Origin of the sequence: Parahoeflea halophila (genome assembly GCF_900220985.1) — a bacterium.
GTDB classification, from domain to species: domain Bacteria; phylum Pseudomonadota; class Alphaproteobacteria; order Rhizobiales; family Rhizobiaceae; genus Hoeflea; species Hoeflea halophila.
In genome coordinates this window covers 517,686-538,198 of the sequence record NZ_OCPC01000001.1, presented here as the reverse complement: position 1 = coordinate 538,198, position 20,513 = coordinate 517,686, and the positions used below count along the sequence as shown (strand labels likewise).

Annotated in this window: 19 protein-coding genes; 12 read left to right on the top strand and 7 right to left on the bottom strand. The window is 61.6% G+C overall.

All coding sequences use genetic code 11. The features are described 5' to 3' along the window. Positions 1–24 precede the first annotated feature (24 nt). A complete protein-coding gene (locus CRO46_RS02610) occupies positions 25–2,088 on the bottom strand; it encodes an FAD-dependent oxidoreductase (RefSeq protein WP_097104744.1) in 2,064 nt (687 codons plus the stop codon). Between the two features lie 112 nt (positions 2,089–2,200). On the opposite strand from CRO46_RS02610, the gene paaG reads away from it, so the two are divergent. The 4 genes from paaG to CRO46_RS02590 all read left to right on the top strand — a co-directional run bounded on the left by paaG (position 2,201) and on the right by CRO46_RS02590 (position 5,458). After that, positions 2,201–2,992 carry a 2-(1,2-epoxy-1,2-dihydrophenyl)acetyl-CoA isomerase PaaG gene (paaG, locus tag CRO46_RS02605; RefSeq protein ID WP_179758921.1) on the top strand — a complete coding sequence of 264 codons (792 nt, stop codon included), beginning with the start codon at positions 2,201–2,203 and terminating at the stop codon, positions 2,990–2,992. Then, positions 2,989–3,432 (top strand): hydroxyphenylacetyl-CoA thioesterase PaaI, encoded by a 444-nt coding sequence (paaI, locus tag CRO46_RS02600; protein ID WP_097104742.1) that lies wholly within the window; start codon positions 2,989–2,991, stop codon positions 3,430–3,432. The genes paaG and paaI overlap by 4 nt, the downstream gene beginning before the upstream one ends. Positions 3,433–3,507: 75 nt before the next feature. Further along, the gene (gene paaK / locus CRO46_RS02595) at positions 3,508–4,818 is read left to right on the top strand and encodes a phenylacetate--CoA ligase PaaK (RefSeq protein WP_097104740.1); all 1,311 of its coding nucleotides are present in this window, start codon (positions 3,508–3,510) and stop codon (positions 4,816–4,818) included. 4 nt (positions 4,819–4,822) lie between these two features. Further along, the gene (locus tag CRO46_RS02590; RefSeq protein ID WP_097104738.1) at positions 4,823–5,458 is read left to right on the top strand and encodes a TetR/AcrR family transcriptional regulator; all 636 of its coding nucleotides are present in this window, start codon (positions 4,823–4,825) and stop codon (positions 5,456–5,458) included. Positions 5,459–5,474: 16 nt separating this feature from the next. Here the strand turns inward: CRO46_RS02590 and CRO46_RS02585 are convergent, their stop codons facing one another. Together CRO46_RS02585 and CRO46_RS02580 are read right to left on the bottom strand one after the other, a co-directional pair. Then, positions 5,475–6,134 (bottom strand): TVP38/TMEM64 family protein, encoded by a 660-nt coding sequence (locus CRO46_RS02585; RefSeq protein WP_143438920.1) that lies wholly within the window; start codon positions 6,132–6,134, stop codon positions 5,475–5,477. 4 nt (positions 6,135–6,138) lie between these two features. Beyond that, entirely contained in the window at positions 6,139–6,870 is a 732-nt protein-coding gene (locus CRO46_RS02580; protein WP_097104736.1) for an SDR family NAD(P)-dependent oxidoreductase, read from the bottom strand. Between the two features lie 89 nt (positions 6,871–6,959). On the opposite strand from CRO46_RS02580, the gene CRO46_RS02575 reads away from it, so the two are divergent. Further along, positions 6,960–7,487, top strand: coding sequence for a Crp/Fnr family transcriptional regulator (locus tag CRO46_RS02575; RefSeq protein WP_097104734.1), 528 nt, complete (start codon positions 6,960–6,962; stop codon positions 7,485–7,487). Positions 7,488–7,843: 356 nt separating this feature from the next. On the opposite strand, the gene CRO46_RS02570 is transcribed toward CRO46_RS02575, so the two are convergent. The 3 genes from CRO46_RS02570 to CRO46_RS02560 all read right to left on the bottom strand — a co-directional run bounded on the left by CRO46_RS02570 (position 7,844) and on the right by CRO46_RS02560 (position 11,067). Beyond that, positions 7,844–8,707: a hypothetical protein gene (locus CRO46_RS02570; protein ID WP_097104732.1), complete on the bottom strand. Its 864-nt coding sequence runs from the start codon at positions 8,705–8,707 to the stop codon at positions 7,844–7,846. 72 nt (positions 8,708–8,779) lie between these two features. Continuing rightward, a complete protein-coding gene (locus tag CRO46_RS02565) occupies positions 8,780–9,553 on the bottom strand; it encodes an abortive infection family protein (protein ID WP_097104730.1) in 774 nt (257 codons plus the stop codon). Positions 9,554–9,870: 317 nt separating this feature from the next. Next, entirely contained in the window at positions 9,871–11,067 is a 1,197-nt protein-coding gene (locus tag CRO46_RS02560; protein WP_097104728.1) for a citrate synthase family protein, read from the bottom strand. 92 nt (positions 11,068–11,159) lie between these two features. Here CRO46_RS02560 and CRO46_RS02555 point away from each other — a divergent pair, with 92 nt between their 5' ends. From CRO46_RS02555 to CRO46_RS02525, 7 genes are all read left to right on the top strand, one after another. Next, positions 11,160–12,572, top strand: coding sequence for a CoA transferase (locus tag CRO46_RS02555; RefSeq protein WP_097104726.1), 1,413 nt, complete (start codon positions 11,160–11,162; stop codon positions 12,570–12,572). 106 nt (positions 12,573–12,678) lie between these two features. After that, positions 12,679–13,125 carry an SRPBCC family protein gene (locus tag CRO46_RS02550; RefSeq protein ID WP_097104724.1) on the top strand — a complete coding sequence of 149 codons (447 nt, stop codon included), beginning with the start codon at positions 12,679–12,681 and terminating at the stop codon, positions 13,123–13,125. After that, on the top strand, positions 13,115–13,483 hold the full coding sequence (locus CRO46_RS02545) for an ArsR/SmtB family transcription factor (RefSeq protein WP_097104722.1): 369 nt from the start codon (positions 13,115–13,117) through the stop codon (positions 13,481–13,483). The genes CRO46_RS02550 and CRO46_RS02545 overlap by 11 nt, the downstream gene beginning before the upstream one ends. A 361-nt stretch (positions 13,484–13,844) precedes the next feature. Further along, entirely contained in the window at positions 13,845–14,801 is a 957-nt protein-coding gene (locus CRO46_RS02540) for a TAXI family TRAP transporter solute-binding subunit (RefSeq protein ID WP_097104720.1), read from the top strand. A gap of 95 nt (positions 14,802–14,896) precedes the next feature. Further along, positions 14,897–17,002, top strand: coding sequence for a TRAP transporter permease (locus tag CRO46_RS02535; protein ID WP_097104719.1), 2,106 nt, complete (start codon positions 14,897–14,899; stop codon positions 17,000–17,002). Positions 17,003–17,008: 6 nt separating this feature from the next. Further along, positions 17,009–17,371, top strand: a complete 363-nt coding sequence (locus tag CRO46_RS02530) for a DUF1850 domain-containing protein (protein WP_097106434.1) — start codon at positions 17,009–17,011, stop codon at positions 17,369–17,371. Between the two features lie 124 nt (positions 17,372–17,495). Continuing rightward, positions 17,496–18,785: a DUF3422 family protein gene (locus CRO46_RS02525; protein WP_097104717.1), complete on the top strand. Its 1,290-nt coding sequence runs from the start codon at positions 17,496–17,498 to the stop codon at positions 18,783–18,785. A gap of 94 nt (positions 18,786–18,879) precedes the next feature. Here the strand turns inward: CRO46_RS02525 and groL are convergent, their stop codons facing one another. Next, positions 18,880–20,505 (bottom strand): chaperonin GroEL, encoded by a 1,626-nt coding sequence (groL, locus tag CRO46_RS02520; RefSeq protein ID WP_097104715.1) that lies wholly within the window; start codon positions 20,503–20,505, stop codon positions 18,880–18,882. Positions 20,506–20,513: the final 8 nt, after the last annotated feature.

Sequence of the window (20,513 nt, the reverse complement as noted above, 5' to 3'; positions counted from 1 at the left end):
CCCTGTTCGCGAAAGGAAGGGCGGCTATCCCTTGAATGTATCTGAAGCCTTCCACGAGCCGGGGCTCTGTGTCTCGATGGCCGCGAAGGCTTCGCGCATCCGCTCGATCCCTGTCTCGTCGGCCCAGAACATCGGTCCGCCGAGATGTTTTGGAAAACCATAGCCTTCGGTCCAGACAATATCGACAGCTGTGTCGCTGGTGGCGATGCCTTCTTCGACGATCAGGTTGGCCTCGTTGACGATGGCCGCCATGATGCGGACGATGATTTCGTCGGGGGCAAATGTCTCTTGCGCGGTGCCGTGCTCCGTGCGCCAGGCCGTGACGATCGCCTCGATTTCGGGATCGGGCTGGCCGGTGCCGCCGGTGTGATCGTACCAGCCCTTTTTCATCGGGCTGCCGCGGCCCTGCCGGCCCATCGCGCACAGCCTGTCGGCGATATCGACATAGCGGCCGGGCCAGGTGCCGGCCGCAAGCTGGCGCTTGCGGTTGGCCCAGCTGATCTGCAACCCCGTCAGATCCTGCAATTCGTAGGGACCCATCGGCATGCCAAGCTTGCGCATGGCCTTGTCGACATCATAGGGCGAGGCGCCATCGGCGACCATATAGTCGGCCTGGCGGCGATAGGCGGAGAGAATCCGGTTGCCGATAAAGCCGTCGCAGACGCCGGTTTCGACAGGTATCTTGCCGAGACCGCGGGCGAAGGCGAAGGCCGTCGCCATGGTCTGGTCGGCGGTGACCGATGTTCCGATAACTTCGACCAGCTTCATGATGTTGGCGGGCGAGAAGAAATGCAGGCCGAGGAAACGGCCTGGTCCCGGCATGCCTTCCGAAATCATGTTGGGATCGAGATAGGAGGTGTTGGTGGCGATCAGCGCGGTTTCCGACATGACATCAGAGAGCTGCTTGAACACCGCGCGTTTGACGTCCGGATCCTCGAAGACGGCTTCGATGGCGATGTCGGCATCGGCTGCTGCGTCGTAATCGACACCTGCGGCGAAGGCGCTGCGACGGGCCTCGGCCCTGGCTTCCGTGATGCGGCCGGAGGCAAGATCCTTGGAGATGATGGCTTCGACGCGGCTGCGTCCGGCATTGGCACTTTCAGCATCGCGTTCGAGCAGCGTGACGCGGTGACCGGCAGCCAGACAGGCGGCTGCGATGCCTGCACCCATCAGGCCGCCGCCGACGATGGCAACGTGTCTGATGTCAGCGGGCTCGAAGGCTTTCAGCCGCTCCGGCCTTGTGACCGAACGGCTGGCAAAAAACAACCGGCGCAGGGCGCGCGACTGGGCGCTCTGGCGCAGATCAAGATGGGTCTGGCGCTCGATCTGGCTGCCCTCGCCGAATGGCAGAGTTGCGGCCAGCGCCGTGGTTTCAAGCGCGATCATCGGGGCGTCGGCGCCCTTGGCGGATTTCGTGATCTCGGCCTTGAGCGCGGTGAGATCGGCGTTGTCGACCGACCGTTCCGAGATGTGGGCGGGACGTGCCGGCAGGGCGGTCCGGAACGCGGTGAGGGCGTCCATCGGATCGCCCGAAAAGATGCGGTCAAGCCCGCCAAAATCTTCGAATGTCTTGGCATTGACCGGCTTGCCGTTCGCTGCCATGCGGGCGGCGCGCTCAAGCCCGATGACGCGGGGCAGGCGCTGGGTGCCGCCGGCGCCGGGGATCAGGCCGAGATTGACTTCCGGGAGGCCGAATTTTGTCTTTTCGTCGGCAATGCGCCAGGCGCAGGCCAGCGCCAGTTCCAGCCCGCCGCCGAGCACGGTGCCGTGCATGACGGCAATGAAGGGCGTTTCGCTCGCCTCGATGGCGTTGAGCACGTCCGGCAGATGCGGCAGCGGCGGCGGCCCGGCGAATTCGGAGATATCGCCGCCAGCGACAAAGGCGCGGCCAGCGCAGACAATTGCTGCAGTCTTGCACCCGGCTTCGTTGACCTGGCTGACGGCTTCCATCAGGCCTTTTCTGACGCTGACGGAAAGCGGGTTGACCGGCGGATTGTCGATCGTGACCAGGGCGTGACCGTCGCTGATCGCGACCTCGACCACCCTTGTGTCCGGACCTGAAGGCGAGGCGGCGGATGGGGTGGTCATGCTGTCGGCTCCTGCGTCAATTGTGCGAAGTTTTAGGTTTGAAATATCGATTGATTATTAATTGACCAACCGGTCGGCTTATGCAACCTTATTTTTCAGGAGGACCCTGGCAATGAGTGAACCGGTGAGACATTCCTGGAACGGCAGCGTGCTGGAAATCACGCTCAACCGGCCGGATCGACTGAACTCTTTCAATGAGGACATGCATGCAGCGATGGCAGCCTGCCTGGAAATGGCGCGCGACGATGACCGTTGCCGGGCGGTGCTGCTGACCGGTGCCGGGCGGGGTTTTTGCGCCGGTCAGGATCTCAGTGCGCGAGATCCGGAAACGATGTCCGGCCCGCCCGATCTCGGCGAGACGCTGATGAAGTTCTACAATCCGATGATCCGGCGGATCCGGGACCTGCCCAAGCCCGTGGTCTGCGCGGTCAATGGCGTGGCCGCGGGGGCGGGCGCAAATCTGGCGCTGGCATGCGACATCGTGCTGGTTGCGCGCAGTGCAAAATTCATCCAGTCCTTTGCGCGCGTCGGGCTCATCCCAGACGCCGGCGGGTCCTGGATGCTGCCGCGGCTGATCGGCGAGGCGCGGGCCAAGATGATCGCCATGACCGCCGAGCCGGTGCCGGCCGAAAAAGCGGCCGACTGGGGCATGATCTCAAAGGTGGTCGATGATGCCGAGCTGATGACCGAGGCGCGGGCGCTGGCCACCCGGCTGGCCGCCGGATCGACCGCAGGCCTGGGGCTGATGAAGGACCTGATCCAGTCGGCTGCGGGGCAGGACCTTGATGCGCATCTCGACATGGAAGCGGAGTATCAGCGCAAGGCCGGTGCTTCCAATGATTATGCCGAAGGCGTGCGGGCATTTCTTGAAAAACGCGAGCCGAACTTCGGCGGATCGAAATGAGTAGCGTTTCGGATCAGGAGCGTGCTGAGCGGTCGTCCGAGGCGATGCTCAAGGATGACCACACCACTAAGGGCATGGGCATGAGCATCGACGCGGTCGGACCCGGCACGGCGACGCTGTCGATGGTTGTGCGCAAGGATCATCTCAACGGGCACGGCTCCTGCCACGGCGGCGCGATCTTCACGCTGGCCGACAGCGCCTTTGCCTTTGCCTGCAACAGCCACAACAAGGTGACGGTGGCGCAGCATTGCTCGGTGACCTTTCTGGCGCCGGGACGCGAGGGCGACCGGCTGACGGCCACGGCGCGCGAGGTGGCGCTGGCCGGCCGGTCCGGGATCTACGACGTGACGGTCAATCGCGAGGACGGAACGGCCATTGCCGAGTTCCGCGGGCTGTCGCGGACGATTTCGGGCACGCATTTCGAGGAGCCGGACGCCTGAGCTGCGGGCGCCGGCAAAAGTTTGGGAGGCGGCGCGTGATCCCGATAGCGCCGCCTAAGGAGGCAGGAGGCCCCGATGCTTGATTTGACGCCCGACAGGGCAAGCCTTGATCCGATCGAGACCGCGTCGCGTGACGAGATTTCCGCGCTGCAGCTCAGCCGCATGAAATGGTCGCTGGCCCATGCCTACGAGAATGTGCCGCACACGAGGGCAGCGTTCGACGCCAAGGGCGTGCATCCGGATGATCTCAAGACGCTGGCCGACCTGTCGAAGTATCCGTTCACGACGAAGAACGATCTGAGGGACAATTATCCCTTCGGCATGTTCGCGGTGGCGCGCGAGAAGGTGGTGCGGATTCACGCCTCGTCGGGCACCACCGGCAAGCCGACAGTCGTGGGCTACACTGCGGGCGACATCGATATCTGGTCGGATCTGGTGGCGCGCTCGATCCGCGCTTCGGGCGGGCGCCCGGGTGAGATCGTGCATGTATCCTACGGCTACGGGCTGTTTACCGGCGGGCTTGGCGCGCATTACGGCGCGGAGCGGTTCGGCTGCACCGTGGTGCCGGTTTCGGGCGGCATGACCGAGCGGCAGGTGCAGCTGATCACCGATTTCAGGCCGCAGGTGATCATGGTGACGCCGTCCTACATGCTCTCGATCCTTGACGAGTTCCGCCGTCAGGGGCTGGATCCGCGCGAAAGCTCGCTCAAGGTGGGCATCTTCGGCGCCGAACCGTGGACCAATTCGATGCGCAGCGAGATCGAACAGGCCTTCGACATGCATGCGGTGGACATCTACGGGCTGTCGGAAATCATGGGGCCGGGCGTTGCCAACGAGTGCGTCGAGACCAAGGACGGGCTGCATATCTGGGAGGATCATTTCTACCCCGAGGTGATCGATCCGGTGACGGAAGAGGTGCTGCCGGATGGCGAGATCGGCGAGCTGGTGTTCACCACGCTGTCAAAAGAGGCGCTGCCGATGGTGCGCTACCGCACCCGCGACCTGACCCGGCTCCTGCCGGGGACCGCACGGTCGATGCGGCGGATGGAGAAGATCACCGGCCGCTCGGACGACATGATCATCCTGCGCGGGGTCAATGTGTTTCCGACCCAGATCGAGGAACAGATCCTAAAATGCGACGGGCTGGCACCGCATTTCCAGATCGAGCTGACTTCAAGCGGCCGGATGGACGACATGACGGTTCATGTCGAATGCACCGCGGCGAATGCGAGCGAGGAGGCGCGAACGGCATCGGGCAAGGAGCTTGCGCACCACATCAAGAGCGTGGTCGGGGTGACCGCACGTATCAACGTCGCCGAGCCCGGCAAGGTGGCGCGCTCGGAAGGCAAGGCCAAGCGCGTGGTCGACAACAGGAACCGGACCTGAGGCGATGGCCCGGACCATCGCCAAGGATCACGAGGCCAAACGAGAGGCGATCCTCAAGACCGCCGCCTTGTTCTTTGCCGAGCAGGGCTTCGACCGGGCCTCGATGGGCAAGCTGGCGGAAGCCTGTGGCGTGTCCAAGGCGCTGATCTACCATTACTATCCGTCCAAGGATGCGCTTTTGTTCGACATCCTCGACACGCATCTGACAGCTCTGGTGGAGGTGGTGGAATCCGCCGCAGCCGAGCCGCGCTCGGCCTCCGCACGATTACGGGCACTGGTCCGCGCGATCCTGATCGCCTACCGGGATTCCGACGCCGAGCACAAGGTGCAGCTTGATGCCTTGTCATCGTTACCCGAAGACAGCCAGGCGCATTTGCGCGCCTTGCAGCGGCGGCTGGTTGCCTGCATGTCCGACAGCGTGCGCGAGATCGAGCCGGAGCGGTTTTCGAGTCGGCCGGAACTGCTGGCGCCGGTGACCATGTCGGTGTTCGGCATGCTCAACTGGTTCTACCTCTGGTACAAGCCTGGCGGGCCTGTCGACCGCGACGCCTATGCCGATATCGTCGCCGACCTGGTGATTGGAGGGTTGCCGGCCGTGTGCGCGGGTGAGGCGGATCGACGGGAAGCAAACCCGGTGTGATCGTTCGCAGCCCGGCTCAACTGACGGAAATTTTCCCGGTGTGGCGCCGAAACAGGTACCAGCCGATCCATAGAGCCGCATAGAGCGCCAGGGCCGCGTAGATGGCCGGTTGCGGGCTCTCGGGCGAGCTGATCGAGCCCGCATAGGACGCGATCAGCACATAGGGCAGCGTGCTCAGGCTGTAATAGGCCAGATAGCGGACGAATGGCATTCTGGTGGCGCCTGCCATGCAGGCCGTGACTTCGGGAACGATCGGAGCCGCGCGGGACAGCATGATCATGGCCGGGCCGTTGCGCTGGAACGCCTGAGCCATCTGCAGCCGGTCGGAAGGGTTGCGCAGCAGAAATGAGGTGATCCGGTCACCCCAGACCCGGCTGATCCCGTAGCCGCAGAAAGCGGCCAGCGACATGCCGGTGAACGCGGCTGCGGCACCGGCTGGAAAACCCAGGAAAAACCCCGCCAGAATGGTGATGGTCAGCGTCGGCACGGCGACGAACAGATCGAGAAACAACAGCACAACGACCGTTCCTGCAAGCCAGAGCGGATCGACGCTTCCAGCCAGTTCGAGCCAGTGCCGGACATTCTCGACCGTCAGGATGCCGAGGATACGACCGATGAAAAAGGTAAGCGCGAAGGCTGTTGCCAGCAACAGCATGACCTTGAGGAGCGGTTTCATGCGCTCATGCCTCCTTCATGATGGTTTGAGCCAGACGGGGAGAAAGGCGTTGGATCAAGCGCAGCAGCCTGGTTTTGCCGATGTCGATGTTAGGGCGTGAGGATTGCATCCCGCGGATGATTGCGGCTGCGGCCTTCTCGGGCGGCAATTTCGCCTTGCCTCTTCCCCGGGTCATGGCCGTGTCGACCAGTGGCAGGAACACCTGTTTGACCCGAATGTTGGTGTCTTCGAGCTGGTGCGCCAGTGCTTGCGAGAAAATGTTGAGCGCGCCTTTGGTGGCGCAGTAGACGGCCGAACTCGTCTTCGGCACCAGGCCGAGGCCGGAATTGATGTTGACGATCAGGGACGGGCCGGATTGCAGCAGGCTGGGCAGCAACAGGTAGATGAGAGAGCACACGGAGGTGAAGTTGATGTCGATTTCCCGCCTGATGGTTTCATAGCGGAAATCCTCGTCGAGGAAGTGCGGCGTGTATTGCTCGGCCGCGTTGTTGATCAGGACATCGATCTTTCTTCCGCCGCGGGCGAGTTGGTCAGCGGCTGCCTCGACGCTTGCCAGATCGGCAAGGTCTGCCTCATGGATCTGCACCCCCGGAAAGGTACGCCGCAGGGTTTCCAGGCCAGTGGAGGCGCGGGCGATGGCAGAAATCCGGTTTTCGGGCTGAAGCTGCTTGAGCAGTTCAAGGCCGAGGCCGGATGCGGCTCCGGTTATGACGATGTGCTTGCCGGTAATGTTCATGGATATGGTCCATCGTGGTTGGTTGATGTCCGGTTTTCGGGCAAGCTAGGCGGGCGCATCGGTTCTGGAATTAACCCAGGTCAAAAGTCATGAAACTCGGTGAATTTGTTGCACAGAACGGCATCCCGCTTTCGAGGACGGAGGGGCAGTATGTGTTCCGGCAAGGCGAGCAGGACACATCGCTTTACTTCGTCAAGACCGGTCTGCTGAAGGCCTATTACCTGTCCGCGGATGGCAAGGAGAACATCAAGTCCTTCATCCTGCCGGGGGATCACATCGGCAGCCTGATGGCGAGCCATGCGGGCAAGCCCTGCAGCTTCAGCCTTCTCTGCCTCAGGCCGTGTGAATTGACGAAGCTGCCGTTCGCCACCCTCTACGAGGCGGTGCGAACCGATCCCGAAATCTCCGCTGCTGCCGTCGACTTCCTGCTGAACTTCGCAATGAAGAAGGAGATCCGCGAGTACGAACTTCTGTGTCTTTCGGCGGAGGAGCGCTACAGGAGGCTCATGGAAAACACGCCGGATCTGCTGAAACTCGTGACCCAGAACGAGATCGCCCGCTATCTCGGCGTCACACCGGTCGGGCTGAGCCGCATCAAGAAACGCGTGATGGCGTGAGCCGGATCATGTGCCGGGGTATGGCTGGGAGCTTAAACCGCTTGTGAGCGCGCTCTGCCGATATCGTCGCCGACCTGATGATCGTCAGATTGCCTGCGGTGTGCGCCGGTGGGATGGGCAGCTCGTAGCAAGAATGTTTGGCGAGGGCTGATGGGGCGTCACCAAGTCGAATCTCCATGCATCTTGAAAATCGTCTCGATCAAGAACGGGCGGAAGGCAGACGTTTGTTGCAATGGGTGCAGCTGAGGCTATGTGGATGTAGTGGATGCCAGCAGCAATTGAATTAGCGATCATCCTTAGCGTGGAAACGAAACTCCAAATTTACAAGACACTACTCGAAACAGCGCCGGACCGCCTCAATTCACCCGACGATTTTTCCGAGGTCTGACAAGATCGGAACGAACAAAAAAACTCGCTTTATTATAACTCAATAGATGCGGCTGTATCGGCCGAATTTCCAAATACATTCCAAGTTCCTGAGGCGTCAAAATTTTTGTTTTGAGTGAACTAAGCGGTTCTTGATTGCGGCGGCTCGCGACGGTGCGCAGCAACTTGAAATCCATCGTCAGGAAGCAGAAAAGCCCATGCCTTTCCGCTGTGGTTAAGTGCCAAGCATCTTGACTGTTACTCTCCCCCAGTAATGACACGAGGGAATGAAAGAGTGGGTCTTGCGAGCTGTTAATTCGATCTCTTTGCTGCTGAGCATAGTTTACGGGCGGCATGCCATTCAATGCGTTTCGCTCTATAACGAAGCCGTCCACCGATTCTAGCTGGATGTCGTTGAATATGCCGTAGCTGAATAACCCGTATCCGCGGAAACGTCCCAATGGCTGTCGATCAACTTCGGCTCTTAACTCAGCGGATGTACAAAGGCCAACTAGCCCAGTCCGCGCTAAATGCGCAATCCCAGGAAGAAAGCAGACATTTTGATACTCGGCACTGTCATCGTCGAATGAATGGACGGGCATCCGAGCCAAATAACCTGTCGCAATTTCGGTCCCGCCCCACTTCTTCGGACCGGTAGAAACCCAACTGCTTTCGTGGGTTACGCCATGCCCAAGCACAGTGCTGTCTACGAGAATTCTTATTCTTCCGTCCTTCCGCAGCCTAAAACGGGCTTTTTGGGTCGACAAGTGAACCATTCCTTCAACGATCTTTGGAAGGTACTTGAAGCGAATATGCTCCCTAATTTTGCACCAACGCTGTTGGATTGTTAGCATCGTGGTTCCTTTCGCTGCGTTTGCGCAAATGGCTGCTTCAGGATTGTGCTGCAGCTAATGTTTACTGATCCCTTACTCCTCAATTCTCGCTTGCCAGGTTTCGATGAGAAATAGGGCCATGGACCCAGCCAGGTTAACCGTCAAAGCGGCATGACGCGGCTTAAATGGAACTCGCGAGCGCCCCCCAGCATGGGCATCACCACCCTTGTTGCGCAGAGAGCCGATACTCTGAACGACGCTCTGGCAGTTTCCCAAAATCGTTTTGAACACTTCTTCCTGGTGCTGCGATGGTGCGAGCTTCAATACCTTTGCGGCTTCACTGTGAAGTTTCGGAACATTCCACTTTGCCTCCCACTTTGCGCCGCTGTCTTCGATGATGTGTTTGCAGACCTCTTCAAGTAGCGTACTTGCGGCTGTAACAGCACCGTCCGGGTCCGTTGCTCGCCTGTCCAGAGCCTTCGCCCAAAAGGCTTGGATAGCAGGAGCATCATAGCCATCAAGACCATCTGTGATTGTGACATCTGCCGCACCGCCGCCTGATTCTAGGAAGGTCAATAGTGGCATGAAAGACTCGGTAACGTGGCCTCGGCGTATGGCCCAGGAACCTGAGCCGCTCGCAACGCTTGATAACGCTGACTGCACCGAAGCGGCATCATTTGAGAAACGCACAAAGTTCGGCAAAAGCCGTTTGCTTGCCGGGTTCTCCATTAGCCTTCTTCTGGCCAACTTGTACTCAGACTCCGAACCACCCTGGGTCGTCAGGCCAATAATGTTATTCCTTAGGAACAACGCGCATTCAAAAAGGTCGTCAGGAATTTCTGGTTCACCGAAATCACCATAGGACATCTGCTTTCTCCGTAAAAAAGGCTGCCCAAATGTGATCCCAGTAGCGAACTACTTGCAAGGTCTCAAACGTTTGACCTTTCTGGACACCGGACATTCGAGGAAAGTGGGGCATCCAGCAGGTAAGGGTTCAGAGCGGAATTTCGCCTGCCTTTTATGCGACAATTAACTAGCTGAAACAACGCGGTGCGAAAAACCGTTGCAAAAACCTTCCATTTCGCAACATGCCAGCTTCCACTGGGGCGCGTACCTGCCCTTCGTTGCAGTTTGATCCAACGGCAGCATTGGGCCGAAACTGCCTGTTCCGATTGCATTCAACCTTACACCCTTTGGTCCTGACCGGGCATTGGCCCTGTATAGAGTGCCCGCGGGCGGATGAGCTGGTCCGTGCCGCGCTGTTCGAGTGCGTGGGCTATCCAGCCGGTGGACCGGCCGATGGCAAAGATCAGAAAGGCTGCGCCTTCAGGCAGGTCGAGATGGCGTCTGAGGGCGACCAGGGCGAAGTCGATCGAAGGCTCGGCCCCGGTCAGCTGTTTGACCGCCGCGGCAAAGCGGGCTGTCTCGGGAGAATCCGGCAGGATGGCGCCGAGCAATGTCTTTGCGCGAATGTCTCCCTCCGGATAGAGCGGATGGCCGAAGCCGGGAATATCCTCTCCGGCCTCCAGTCTCTGCCTAAGCGCTGGCGCCGGATCGTTGAGATCAAGGCTGCTCCAGAGACGTTCGACGCGGGTGGTCATGGCGCCGTGCTTGACGCCGCCGAGAGCTGCAAGGGCCGCAATGACAGCCGCTTTCAACGACGCGCCGGTCGAAGCCACACAACGGGCCGTGAAGCTCGACGCATTGAGTTCGTGGTCGGCGCAAAGCACCAGGGCCTGGCGGATCAGATCCGCGTTTGTGTCATCTACGCCCCAGGCCTCCGCCAGTTGCTGGTGGACCGGAGCGGAAGCGGGCGCCTGACGCAGGGCCGCGGCGGCAAGAATGCGGACCAGATCGCCGCAGCCGCGTGCCAGCAGGGTGGGATCGCCCTGCCAGGCGGCGGTGGCCTCGTCGCGGGCAGCGACCGCAAGCAGGGGGAGCAGGGTCTCGCTTGAGGGTGCCAGTTCCGCCTGGTGCAGAAGGCCGGCATAGGCCTTGAGGTATTCAGGCGCCCGGCGCGGAAAGGCGTCTGCCGCCGGGGTTTGCCACAGCAATCCGGCGACTTCTTCCAGGGTGCTGGTTCGGGCGAGCGTCACCGTATTCTGCCCCCGGTACCAGCACTGGCCCTGGTCGATCAGCGTCAATCCGGATTCAAGCACCGGCATGCCCCAGTCGAGCGTGGCCCTGGCAACCTCCTTCGGTTTGCGGCCGCGCCGGCGGCTCTGGGCAAGCTGATCGACAGCCGCGGCCAGATAGCGGCTCTCCCGCGGATCATTGCCGGGCACGGCCTTTATCAGGCCGCGGCTGACATAGGCGTAAAGCGTCTGCCGCGAGATGCCGAGGCGTTGTGCCGCCTGTTTGGCGTCGATGTAGTCCGCCATGCCAATCCTCATGGTTGATTAATATAATCAATATTGACGATATCCGGATGCTCGGCTGTTGTGAAGCTCTAACGGCAAGGGAGTCTCGCATCATGAATGACAACAGCGGAGAGAAACTGGCGGCGCAGCGCATGACGGCGGAGCTTTGGCGGGCGCTGGACGGGGCGCCTGAGATGCCCGGTGGGCTGGAGATGGCTGGTGAAGGCTCGCTGCCGTCGGTCTTTGCGGTGAGTGATTTTGCGGCGTCTGCAATAGCCACTGCCGGGTTGGCGCTCGCCGAATGGAGCGTATTGCATGGGGATGCGGCGCCGGCGATCCGTGTGGACCGGCGGCTGGCGTCGTTGTGGTTCGGCTTCTCCGTGGCTCCGCAAGGCTGGCCATTGCCTCCGGTATGGGATGCCATCGCCGGAGACTACCGAAGCTCGGACGGGTGGATCAGGCTGCACACCAATGCGCCGCACCATCGTGCGGCTGCGCTTTCAGTGCTCGGCGTTGCGGCTGAGCGTGACGTTGTGGCCGCCGCGGTTGCCGGCTGGAACGCGGATGCGCTGGAAGCGGCCATTGTTTCCGCAGGAGGCTGTGCCGCGACGATGCATCGTTCCGATGCCTGGCGCCTGCATCCGCAGGGCAGGGCCGTCATGGCCGAGCCGCTGATGCATCATAAGTTGACCTCGATGGGTGCGGTGCCGCGCCACCGGTTCGAGCCGAAGCGGCCATTGGCTGGTGTGAAAGTTCTCGATCTGACGCGGGTGCTGGCTGGGCCGGTGGCGACACGGTTTCTCGCCGGTTTCGGTGCGGAGGTATTGCGCGTCGATCCACCCGGCTGGGATGAGGGGGCTATTGTTCCGGACGTCACGCTAGGCAAGCGTTGTGCACGGCTGGATCTGAAAAGCCACGCGGGCTGTGAGAGGTTCAAGCAATTGCTGGCTGACGCCGATGTGCTGGTGCACGGCTACCGTGCAGACGCACTGGAGGCGCTTGGCCTTGGCGAAGATGTCCGGCGCGAGATCCGCCCGGGGCTTATCGACGTGGCGCACAATGCCTATGGCTGGACCGGTGCCTGGAGGAACCGGCGCGGCTTTGACAGCCTGGTGCAGATGAGTTCGGGCATTGCCGAGGCCGGGATGATCGCACGGACTGCCGGGCATCCGGTGCCATTGCCGGTGCAGGCGCTCGATCACGGCACCGGCTACCTGCTCGCGGCGGCAACGCTGCGCGGGCTGACGCTGCGGGCGAAAGAGGGGAGAGGATCGGTGTGGCGGACATCATTGGTACGCGTCGCGGAGTTTCTCAAAGTGTGGCCACACCGCGCCGATGAAACAGGTATCGGTGAGGTAGATTTCGGAGAGCCCGAACCGGATGATTTCTGCGACAGCATGGAGCCTACCGACTGGGGCCCGGCACTGCGCCTGCGCGCGCCCGTCACCGTCGGCGCGGCGTCGATGAGCTGGGCAACGCCCGCTACCCGGCTGGGAAGCTCTTCCGCGGCCTGGGCAGGCAGTTGAACGCCTGGTCTTGCAGGTCTTGCCGGCGCTGCGAGATTCGAATGGCAACTATATGGTTGCGTAATTGTGTGAATTGTGTATGGTACACGCAACCAAGGAGTTGCATATGACCGACAGAATCGATCGCATCGTGATGTTGCAGGCGCCGGTTCACAGGGTGTGGAAGGCGCTGACAGACGCCAAGGAGTTTGCGGCCTGGTTCCGGCTGGAGCTGCATGAGGGGTTCCGGCCCGGCGAGATCACCAGGGGCGTTACCGCCTATCCGGGACATGAGGGATTGCCATTCTGGCTTCGCGTCGAGGCGATGGAGGAGCCGAAGCGTTTCAGCTTCACCTGGCCCTATGACGAGATGGTCGTGCCGGAAGATCCCGATCTCGAAAGCAAGACGACGCTGGTGGAATTCACGCTTGAGGCCGAGGGCGGTGGAACCCGCCTGACGCTGCGGGAAAGCGGTTTTGAAAACTTGCCGGAAGCGCGGCGGTTGCAGGCTTTCAGGGACAATGAGGGAGGTTGGACCCTGCAGATGGGCAATCTGAAAGCCCATGTCGAGTAGTCCGGCGGCTTCGATCACGAGCGCAGACGCGGCGAAGGTTTTCGCCGCGCTGGGCGACGCCCGGCGTCTGGCGCTTGTCGAAAGGCTTCAACGAGCCGGCCCGTTGCCGGTCACGGCGCTGTGCGACGGAATGGATGTGACGCGTCAGGCCGTGAGCAAGCATCTCAAATTGCTCGACGAGGCCCGGCTTGTCACCTGCAGCAAACAGGGACGCGAGACGCATTACGCGCTTGATCGTGACCGGTTGCAGGAGGCCAGCGCCTTTCTCGAAGCGGTCGGGGCGAAATGGGATGACGCGCTTGACCGGCTGCAGGCGCATCTGGCGGAACCTGCCGAGGAGGAAAGCCAGTCCGATTGAGGGCGGCGAATCTCGCCGGGGCGAGAAGGGCAGCCGCCCGCATCGATGCTTCCCGCAAAGGGCCAGATCCACGTCGTGCTCAAATGGATCCATTCGAACGATAACGTACATTTCAAAGTGCTACTTCGCCGCGCATCCGAATGGATGGGCGCGCTGATGCATGGGCGCGGATGTGCAGTCTCGTGCCCATGAGGGCTTGCATGTGGGCAATAAATTGCCACTATCCAGATGGCAGCAGCGCCGCGAATGCCCTGCTTCCCGTGAAGTGGGAACTGGCACGTTCGTTGCTAGCAACTGCGCGTGCGAGAGTGCAGCGAAACCGCGTGCTCGCCAATCAGATAACACAGTGGAGGAAATCCCCATGTTCAGCATCAAACGAAGAAGCCTTGTCACCCTGATGGCCGCGACGGCCATGGGCCTTTCGCTGGCGCCTGCAAAGGCCAGTGAATTCGTCAACATTCTGACCGGCGGCACTTCGGGCGTCTATTACCCGCTCGGTGTCGGCCTGTCGAAGATCTACGCCGAAAAGATCGACGGCGTGCGTACCCAGGTGCAGTCGACCAAGGCGTCGGTGGAAAACCTCAACCTGCTGCAGCAGGGCAAGGGCGAGTTGGCGCTGGCACTTGGCGATTCCGTCAAGCTAGCATGGGAAGGTGACGCGGAAGCCGGTTTCAAGGCGCCGCTCGACAAGCTGCGCGGCATTTCTGCGGTCTATCCGAATTACATCCAGATCGTAGCTTCGAAGGAATCCGGCATTGCGAACTTTGCCGACCTCAAGGGCAAGAGCCTGTCGGTTGGTGCTGCCAAGTCCGGTACCGAGCTCAACGCCCGCAAGATCTTCGAAGCTGCCGGCATGTCATATGACGATCTTTCCAAGACTGAATATCTGCCGTTTGCGGAGTCGGTCGAGCTGATCAAGAACCGTCAGCTGGATGCAACCTTGCAGTCGGCCGGTCTCGGCGTGTCGTCGATCAAGGACCTGTCGACCTCGATCGACATCCAGATGGTCGCCGTGCCGTCCGATGTGGTCGATGCGCTTGGCGCGCCCTACATCTCTGCGACCATTCCGGCAGGCACCTATAACGGTCAGGACAGCGATGTTCAGACCGTCGCCGTGGTCAACTTCCTGGTCACCCATTCCGACGTCAGCGATGACCTGGCCTACGAGATGACCAAGCAGCTGTTTGAAAACCTGCCTGAGCTGGAAGCCGCGCACAATGCTGCTGCACAGATCAAGCTGGAGAACGCGCTCAAGGGCATGCCTGTGCCGCTGCACCCGGGTGCCGAGCGCTACTACAAGGAAAAAGGCTTGATGTAAGACCGGGCCTGACGTCGGGTTACATCGCCAATTGACCGTGGCGGCTCGCAATGCGTGAGCCGCCACGGCCGTCGTGTTTTGGGGGAGAACATCGCATGCTTCATGATCAGACACCGCACCAGGTTCCCGAAGATCAACCCGATCTGGGTCTGCATGATCCGTTGGCGGAAAGTTTTCCCTCGACCCCGGAAGGGCGGCTGCTGTTCTGGATCGCGCTGACCTTCTCGGTGTTCCAGATTGCCACCGCCGCTCACATTGTCGACTTTGCCAGCCAGGTGGTGCGCGCCATCCATGTCGGCTTCCTGATGCTGTTGACCTTTCCGCTGGTGGCGCTGGCACGCAAATCCGGCCCGGCAGTCAGGGCGCTTGCCTGGATCATGGCCGGGCTCGGCGTGGTTGTCGCCCTTTACCAGTGGTATGAATACACCGAGCTTTTGCTGCGCGCGGGCGACCCGCTGACCCGCGACATCGTTCTGGGCGTGATTGCGCTGACAACGGTGTTTGCCGCGGCCTGGGTGATCATGGGCCCGGCGCTACCGATCATTTCAGGCGCGTTTCTCGCCTATTGCCTGTTCGGCGAATATCTGCCGGCGCCGTTCGACCACCGTGGCTATGACTTTGCCCAGGTGATCGACCACATGGCCTACGGCACCGAAGGCATCTACGGCATCCCGATCTTCGTGTCTTCGAGCTTCATCTTCCTGTTCATCCTGTTCGGCTCGTTTCTCGAAAAGGCGGGCATGATCCAGCTGTTTACCGACGTGTCGCTGGGCCTTGTCGGCCACAAGCGCGGCGGCGCGGCCAAGGTGTCGGTGATCTCGTCGGGCCTGATGGGCACGATCTCGGGCTCCGGTGTTGCCAATGTGGTGACGACCGGCCAGTTCACCATTCCGCTGATGAAGAGGTTCGGCTACCGATCAGCCTTTGCCGGCGGGGTGGAATCAACCTCGTCGATGGGCGGGCAGCTGATGCCGCCGGTGATGGGCGCGGTTGCCTTCATCATGGCCGAGACACTTGGTGTCGAGTATTACGAAGTGGTGCAGGCGGCGATCATCCCGGCGGTGCTCTATTTCGCCTCGGCCTTCTGGATGGTGCATCTGGAAGCGGGCAAGTACAATCTCGTCGGTCTGCCGAAAAGCGAGCTTCCGTCTCCGCTAAAGGCGCTGAAGGACCAGTGGTTTCTGGTGCTGCCGCTGCTGATGCTGATCTATCTCTTGTTCTCGGGCTACACGCCGCTGTTTGCCGGTACGGTCGGCCTGGCACTGACGGTGCTGCTCATTCTCGGCGGGTCGGTGGCGCTGGGCTTGCCGGCCGGGGTGATCCGCATCATCTTCTGGGTCGGCCTCGGTCTCGTGGCGGCAGCCTTCCTGCAGTTCGGCATCATGGTGATCCTGATTGCGGTGCTGGCGCTGGTCGCCTGGAACGCACTGTCGAAGGGCGGGCGAGAGACGCTTGCGATCTGCCGGGATTCGCTTGCGGAGGGCGCCAAGACGGCGCTGCCGGTGGGTGTTGCCTGCGCCGTTGTCGGCATCATCATCGGCACCATGACACTGACGGGGGCGGCGAACACTTTCGGCCAGTTCATAGTGTCCGTCGGCCAGAACAGCCTGTTCCTGTCGCTGCTGCTGACGATGATTACCTGCATCGTGCTCGGCATGGGGATCCCGACCATTCCCAACTACATCATCACCTCGTCGATCGCGGGGCCTGCACTGCTGGAACTCGGCGTACCGCTGATCGTCAGCCACATGTTCGTGTTCTATTTCGGCATTCTGGCGGATCTGACGCCACCGGTGGCGCTGGCCTGTTTCGCGGCCGCTCCGATTGCCAAGGAGAGCGGGCTGAAGATCTCGGGGGAGGCAATCAAGGTTGCTGCAGCAGGCTTCGTCATCCCGTTCATGGCGGTCTACACTCCGGCGCTGATGCTGCAGGATGGCGGACCGCTGGCGGCCGAGTTCGGCTATGTGCCGGCTGTGATCTACATTGTCGGCAAGACTGCGCTCGCCATCGGGCTTTGGGGGGCTGCGGTGATCGGCTTCCTCGGCAGCCGGCTCGGTTGGCCGCTCAGGGCGCTCGGCATGGTCGCAGCCTTCACCCTGATCGCCGCGATGCCGCTGACCGACGAAATCGGCTTTGCGCTTTCGGCAGTGTTCGTGTTGCTGGCCTGGCGGCAGATGCGCGCGGGCGCGGAGACGGCCTAGATGGGAATGGCGTTGTGTGTCGCGGCCGCCGGAAAGGTGATGGCGATCTCCACAACGCTGTTCACGCTGTCCTGGACCCATTCGGTGGAGAAGACCGTATGGGCGGAAACCTGGCAAGTGACGCCGCATGGGCTCGAATTGACACAAGCGCGGGTCAAGGGCTCAGGTGCCGGGATGGATCCGGGCGAGGGGGCACGGCTCGAAGATGGCTGGTGGGTCTGGTCGCCGGATCTGCCAGCGGTGCCCGAACTGGTGCTGGCGTCGTCGGGGGCGACCGTGTCGGCCTGGACGCTGTGCCATACCGGCGGCTGCCAGCAGCTTGGCGCCAAGGCAGATCAGCCGGTGCGGCTCGGGGCTTGCCAGCGCTGAAGTGTCGCTTTACCGCGGCAGGCCCTTACCGTTACCAATAGCGTCGGTGCATTGTTGGGGGTGATCCCTGTACGGGCGGGTCTGCTATGATCGCGGTGCGCGGGGGGAGCGAAAGGGCGGCATTATGGGCAGATTTTCATTTCCAATGGCTCCGGGCCGATCCGAGGCCCTGGGCGAAATACACGCGCGGCCATTCGCGCTGGTGGGGCAATCACGGGTTATCTTCCAGGTGGCCTTTCTCACGGATGGCGGTGCGGCAGTCGATCATGCGGTACTGGCCGAACTGGCCCGGGGGCGCGGCGTGGCGGTGCCGGGACGCGACACCGCACATTTCGCCATGGCCTGGGGGCAGGGCACGTTGCGCTGGGAACGGCACGCGGAGTTTTCGACCTATTTCTGGGATGCACCGGCGCCGGTACAGTTTGGTGGTCCCGTCGAGACTCACCCGTTCGGAGACCAGTTTTCACCGCCCGGCTCCATGATTTCAGGGATCAGGCTCGAGGTGCGGGCAGATTCGGCCGAGACCAGGGCCGCGCTGGAAAGCTTCGATCCGACCAGCCTGTGCCTGAGCGAAGTCAAGGGCGGGCGTGCAACGATCGTTACCGATTTCCGTCAGGACGGCGACGGGCTGACGCGCATTCTGGTGATCGACAAGGGCATGACCGACGCCGGCCGGGGGGCGGTGGTGCAGCGGCTTCTCGACATCGAGACCTACCGGACGCTGGCCGCAATGGGGCTGTCACTGGCGCGTTCGCTGTCGCCGGAGATGCGGCGGATCGAGGACAATCTGACCAAGATCACCCAAGCCATGAAGAACGGCGCGCGCGAGAACGCCGACAGCCTGCTTGCGGAGATCACGGTTCTGGCCGCAGAACTTGAGGCCAATGCAGCGCTGAGCCTGTTCCGTTTCGGCGCGAGCCGGGCATATTACACCATCGTGCGCGAGCGCATCGCCACGCTGGACGAAACGCAGCAGCCCGGCTACGAGACCATCGGCGCATTTCTGGAAAAGCGGCTGGCGCCGGCGATGAGAACCTGCCAGTCGATCGAGGAACGTCAGGCCAACCTGTCGCGCAAGCTGTCTCGCGCCACGACACTTCTGCGAAGCTGGATCGATGTCGAGCTAGAACGGCAAAACAGCGCCCTGCTGGGTTCGATGAACCGCCGGGTGAAGTTACAATTGCGCATGCAACAGACGGTGGAAGGGCTTTCGGTGGCGGCGATCTCCTACTATATCGTCGGACTATTCGGCTATCTCGCCAAGCCGCTTGATGCGCTGGGATTGCCGGTCAAGGCGGGCACCTTGTCGGCGCTGTTCGTGCCGGTGGCGATCGGATTTACCTGGATGGTTGTGCGGTCGATCCGCAAGCGTCACGATGTCGAAGGCGACCCGGAGACCACCAAGAAGGCGTGAACCGCCTGTTTCGCCGGAAGCTTGGAGCGTGGCCGAACATGAAAAAAGCCGCCCCGGAGACGAGGCGGCTTCGATTGTTTCAGCCGTTGATTAATCAGAAGTCCATGCCGGAGGGCATTGCCGGAGCAGATGCCTCCTTCTTCGGCTTCTCGGCGATCATGGCTTCGGTGGTGACCAGGAGACCAGCAACGGATGCAGCGTCCTGCAGGGCGGTGCGCACCACCTTGGCGGGATCGATGACGCCCATCTTGAAAAGGTCGCCATACTCGCCGGTCTGGGCGTTCCAGCCCCAGGCGCGATCGTCCTTTTCGCGCAGCTTTCCGACGATGATCGAACCTTCCGCACCGGCGTTCTGGGCGATCTGGCGTACCGGCGCCTCAATGGCACGACGGATGATCTCGATGCCGACGCGCTGGTCATCATTGGCGGGTTTGAGGTCGTCGAGAGCCGAAACCGCCCGCAGCAGGGCGACACCACCGCCGGGCAGGATGCCTTCTTCCACAGCAGCGCGCGTGGCGTGCAGAGCGTCGTCGACGCGATCCTTCTTCTCCTTCACCTCGACCTCGGTGGAGCCGCCCACGCGAATGACGCCGACGCCGCCGGCGAGCTTGGCAAGACGCTCCTGCAACTTCTCGCGGTCATAATCGGAGGAGGTTTCCTCGATCTGTGCCTTGATCTGCGCAATGCGGGCATCGATTTCTGCACGGGAGCCGGCACCGTCGATGATGGTGGTGTTTTCCTTCTCGATCGACACCTTCTTGGCGCGGCCGAGCATGTCCAGCGTGACGTTTTCGAGCTTGATGCCGAGATCGTCGGAAATCACCGAACCACCGGTGAGGACGGCGATGTCCTGGAGCATGGCCTTGCGGCGGTCGCCGAAGCCCGGTGCCTTGACGGCGGCAATCTTGAGGCCACCGCGCAGCTTGTTGACGACCAGCGTCGCCAGCGCTTCGCCCTCGACGTCTTCGGCCACGATCAGGAGCGGCTTGCCGGACTGGACCACGGCCTCAAGGACCGGCAGCATGGCCTGCAGGTTGGAGAGTTTCTTTTCGTGGATCAGTACATAAGGCTCTTCCAGCTCAACCCGCATCTTTTCCTGGTTGGTGACGAAATAGGGCGAGAGGTAACCGCGGTCGAACTGCATGCCTTCAACGACTTCGAGCTCGGTTTCGGCGGTCTTGGCTTCTTCGACGGTGATCACGCCGTCATTGCCGACCTTCTGCATGGCTTCCGACAGGTAGCGGCCGATTTCCGTATCGCCATTGGCGGAAATGGTGCCGACCTGGGCGATTTCGTCATTGTTGGAGATCTTGCGGGCATTCTTCTTGAGGTCCGCTACGATGGCGTCGACGGCCATATCGACACCGCGCTTGAGGTCCATCGGGTTGAGGCCTGAGGCAACCGCCTTGGCGCCTTCGCGGACGATGGCCTGGGCGAGCACGGTGGCTGTCGTGGTGCCGTCTCCAGCCAGGTCGTTGGTCTTGGAAGCGACCTCGCGCAACATCTGCGCGCCCATGTTTTCGAACTTGTCCTCGAGTTCGATTTCCTTGGCAACCGACACGCCATCCTTGGTGATGCGCGGGGCGCCGAAGGACTTGTCGATGACGACGTTGCGGCCCTTGGGACCAAGTGTAACCTTTACCGCATCGGCGAGAATATCGACGCCGCGGAGCATTTTTTCGCGGGCATCGCTATGAAACTTGACGTCTTTTGCAGCCATTTTCTGTT

Bases quoted from the DNA above. Each gene is read 5' to 3' on its own strand.
- CRO46_RS02550 (WP_097104724.1), top strand. From the start codon at position 12,679: ATGACCGACAGAATCGATCGCATCGTGATGTTGCAGGCGCCGGTTCAC.
- CRO46_RS02560 (WP_097104728.1), bottom strand. From the start codon at position 11,067: ATGGCGGACTACATCGACGCCAAACAGGCGGCACAACGCCTCGGCATC.
- CRO46_RS02585 (WP_143438920.1), bottom strand. From the start codon at position 6,134: ATGAAACCGCTCCTCAAGGTCATGCTGTTGCTGGCAACAGCCTTCGCG.
- CRO46_RS02555 (WP_097104726.1), top strand. From the start codon at position 11,160: ATGAATGACAACAGCGGAGAGAAACTGGCGGCGCAGCGCATGACGGCG.
- CRO46_RS02535 (WP_097104719.1), top strand. From the start codon at position 14,897: ATGCTTCATGATCAGACACCGCACCAGGTTCCCGAAGATCAACCCGAT.
- CRO46_RS02525 (WP_097104717.1), top strand. From the start codon at position 17,496: ATGGGCAGATTTTCATTTCCAATGGCTCCGGGCCGATCCGAGGCCCTG.
- paaG (WP_179758921.1), top strand. From the start codon at position 2,201: ATGAGTGAACCGGTGAGACATTCCTGGAACGGCAGCGTGCTGGAAATC.
- groL (WP_097104715.1), bottom strand. From the start codon at position 20,505: ATGGCTGCAAAAGACGTCAAGTTTCATAGCGATGCCCGCGAAAAAATG.
- CRO46_RS02545 (WP_097104722.1), top strand. From the start codon at position 13,115: ATGTCGAGTAGTCCGGCGGCTTCGATCACGAGCGCAGACGCGGCGAAG.
- CRO46_RS02590 (WP_097104738.1), top strand. From the start codon at position 4,823: ATGGCCCGGACCATCGCCAAGGATCACGAGGCCAAACGAGAGGCGATC.
- CRO46_RS02570 (WP_097104732.1), bottom strand. From the start codon at position 8,707: ATGCTAACAATCCAACAGCGTTGGTGCAAAATTAGGGAGCATATTCGC.
- CRO46_RS02565 (WP_097104730.1), bottom strand. From the start codon at position 9,553: ATGTCCTATGGTGATTTCGGTGAACCAGAAATTCCTGACGACCTTTTT.
- paaK (WP_097104740.1), top strand. From the start codon at position 3,508: ATGCTTGATTTGACGCCCGACAGGGCAAGCCTTGATCCGATCGAGACC.
- CRO46_RS02540 (WP_097104720.1), top strand. From the start codon at position 13,845: ATGTTCAGCATCAAACGAAGAAGCCTTGTCACCCTGATGGCCGCGACG.
- CRO46_RS02530 (WP_097106434.1), top strand. From the start codon at position 17,009: ATGGCGTTGTGTGTCGCGGCCGCCGGAAAGGTGATGGCGATCTCCACA.
- CRO46_RS02575 (WP_097104734.1), top strand. From the start codon at position 6,960: ATGAAACTCGGTGAATTTGTTGCACAGAACGGCATCCCGCTTTCGAGG.
- paaI (WP_097104742.1), top strand. From the start codon at position 2,989: ATGAGTAGCGTTTCGGATCAGGAGCGTGCTGAGCGGTCGTCCGAGGCG.
- CRO46_RS02610 (WP_097104744.1), bottom strand. From the start codon at position 2,088: ATGACCACCCCATCCGCCGCCTCGCCTTCAGGTCCGGACACAAGGGTG.
- CRO46_RS02580 (WP_097104736.1), bottom strand. From the start codon at position 6,870: ATGAACATTACCGGCAAGCACATCGTCATAACCGGAGCCGCATCCGGC.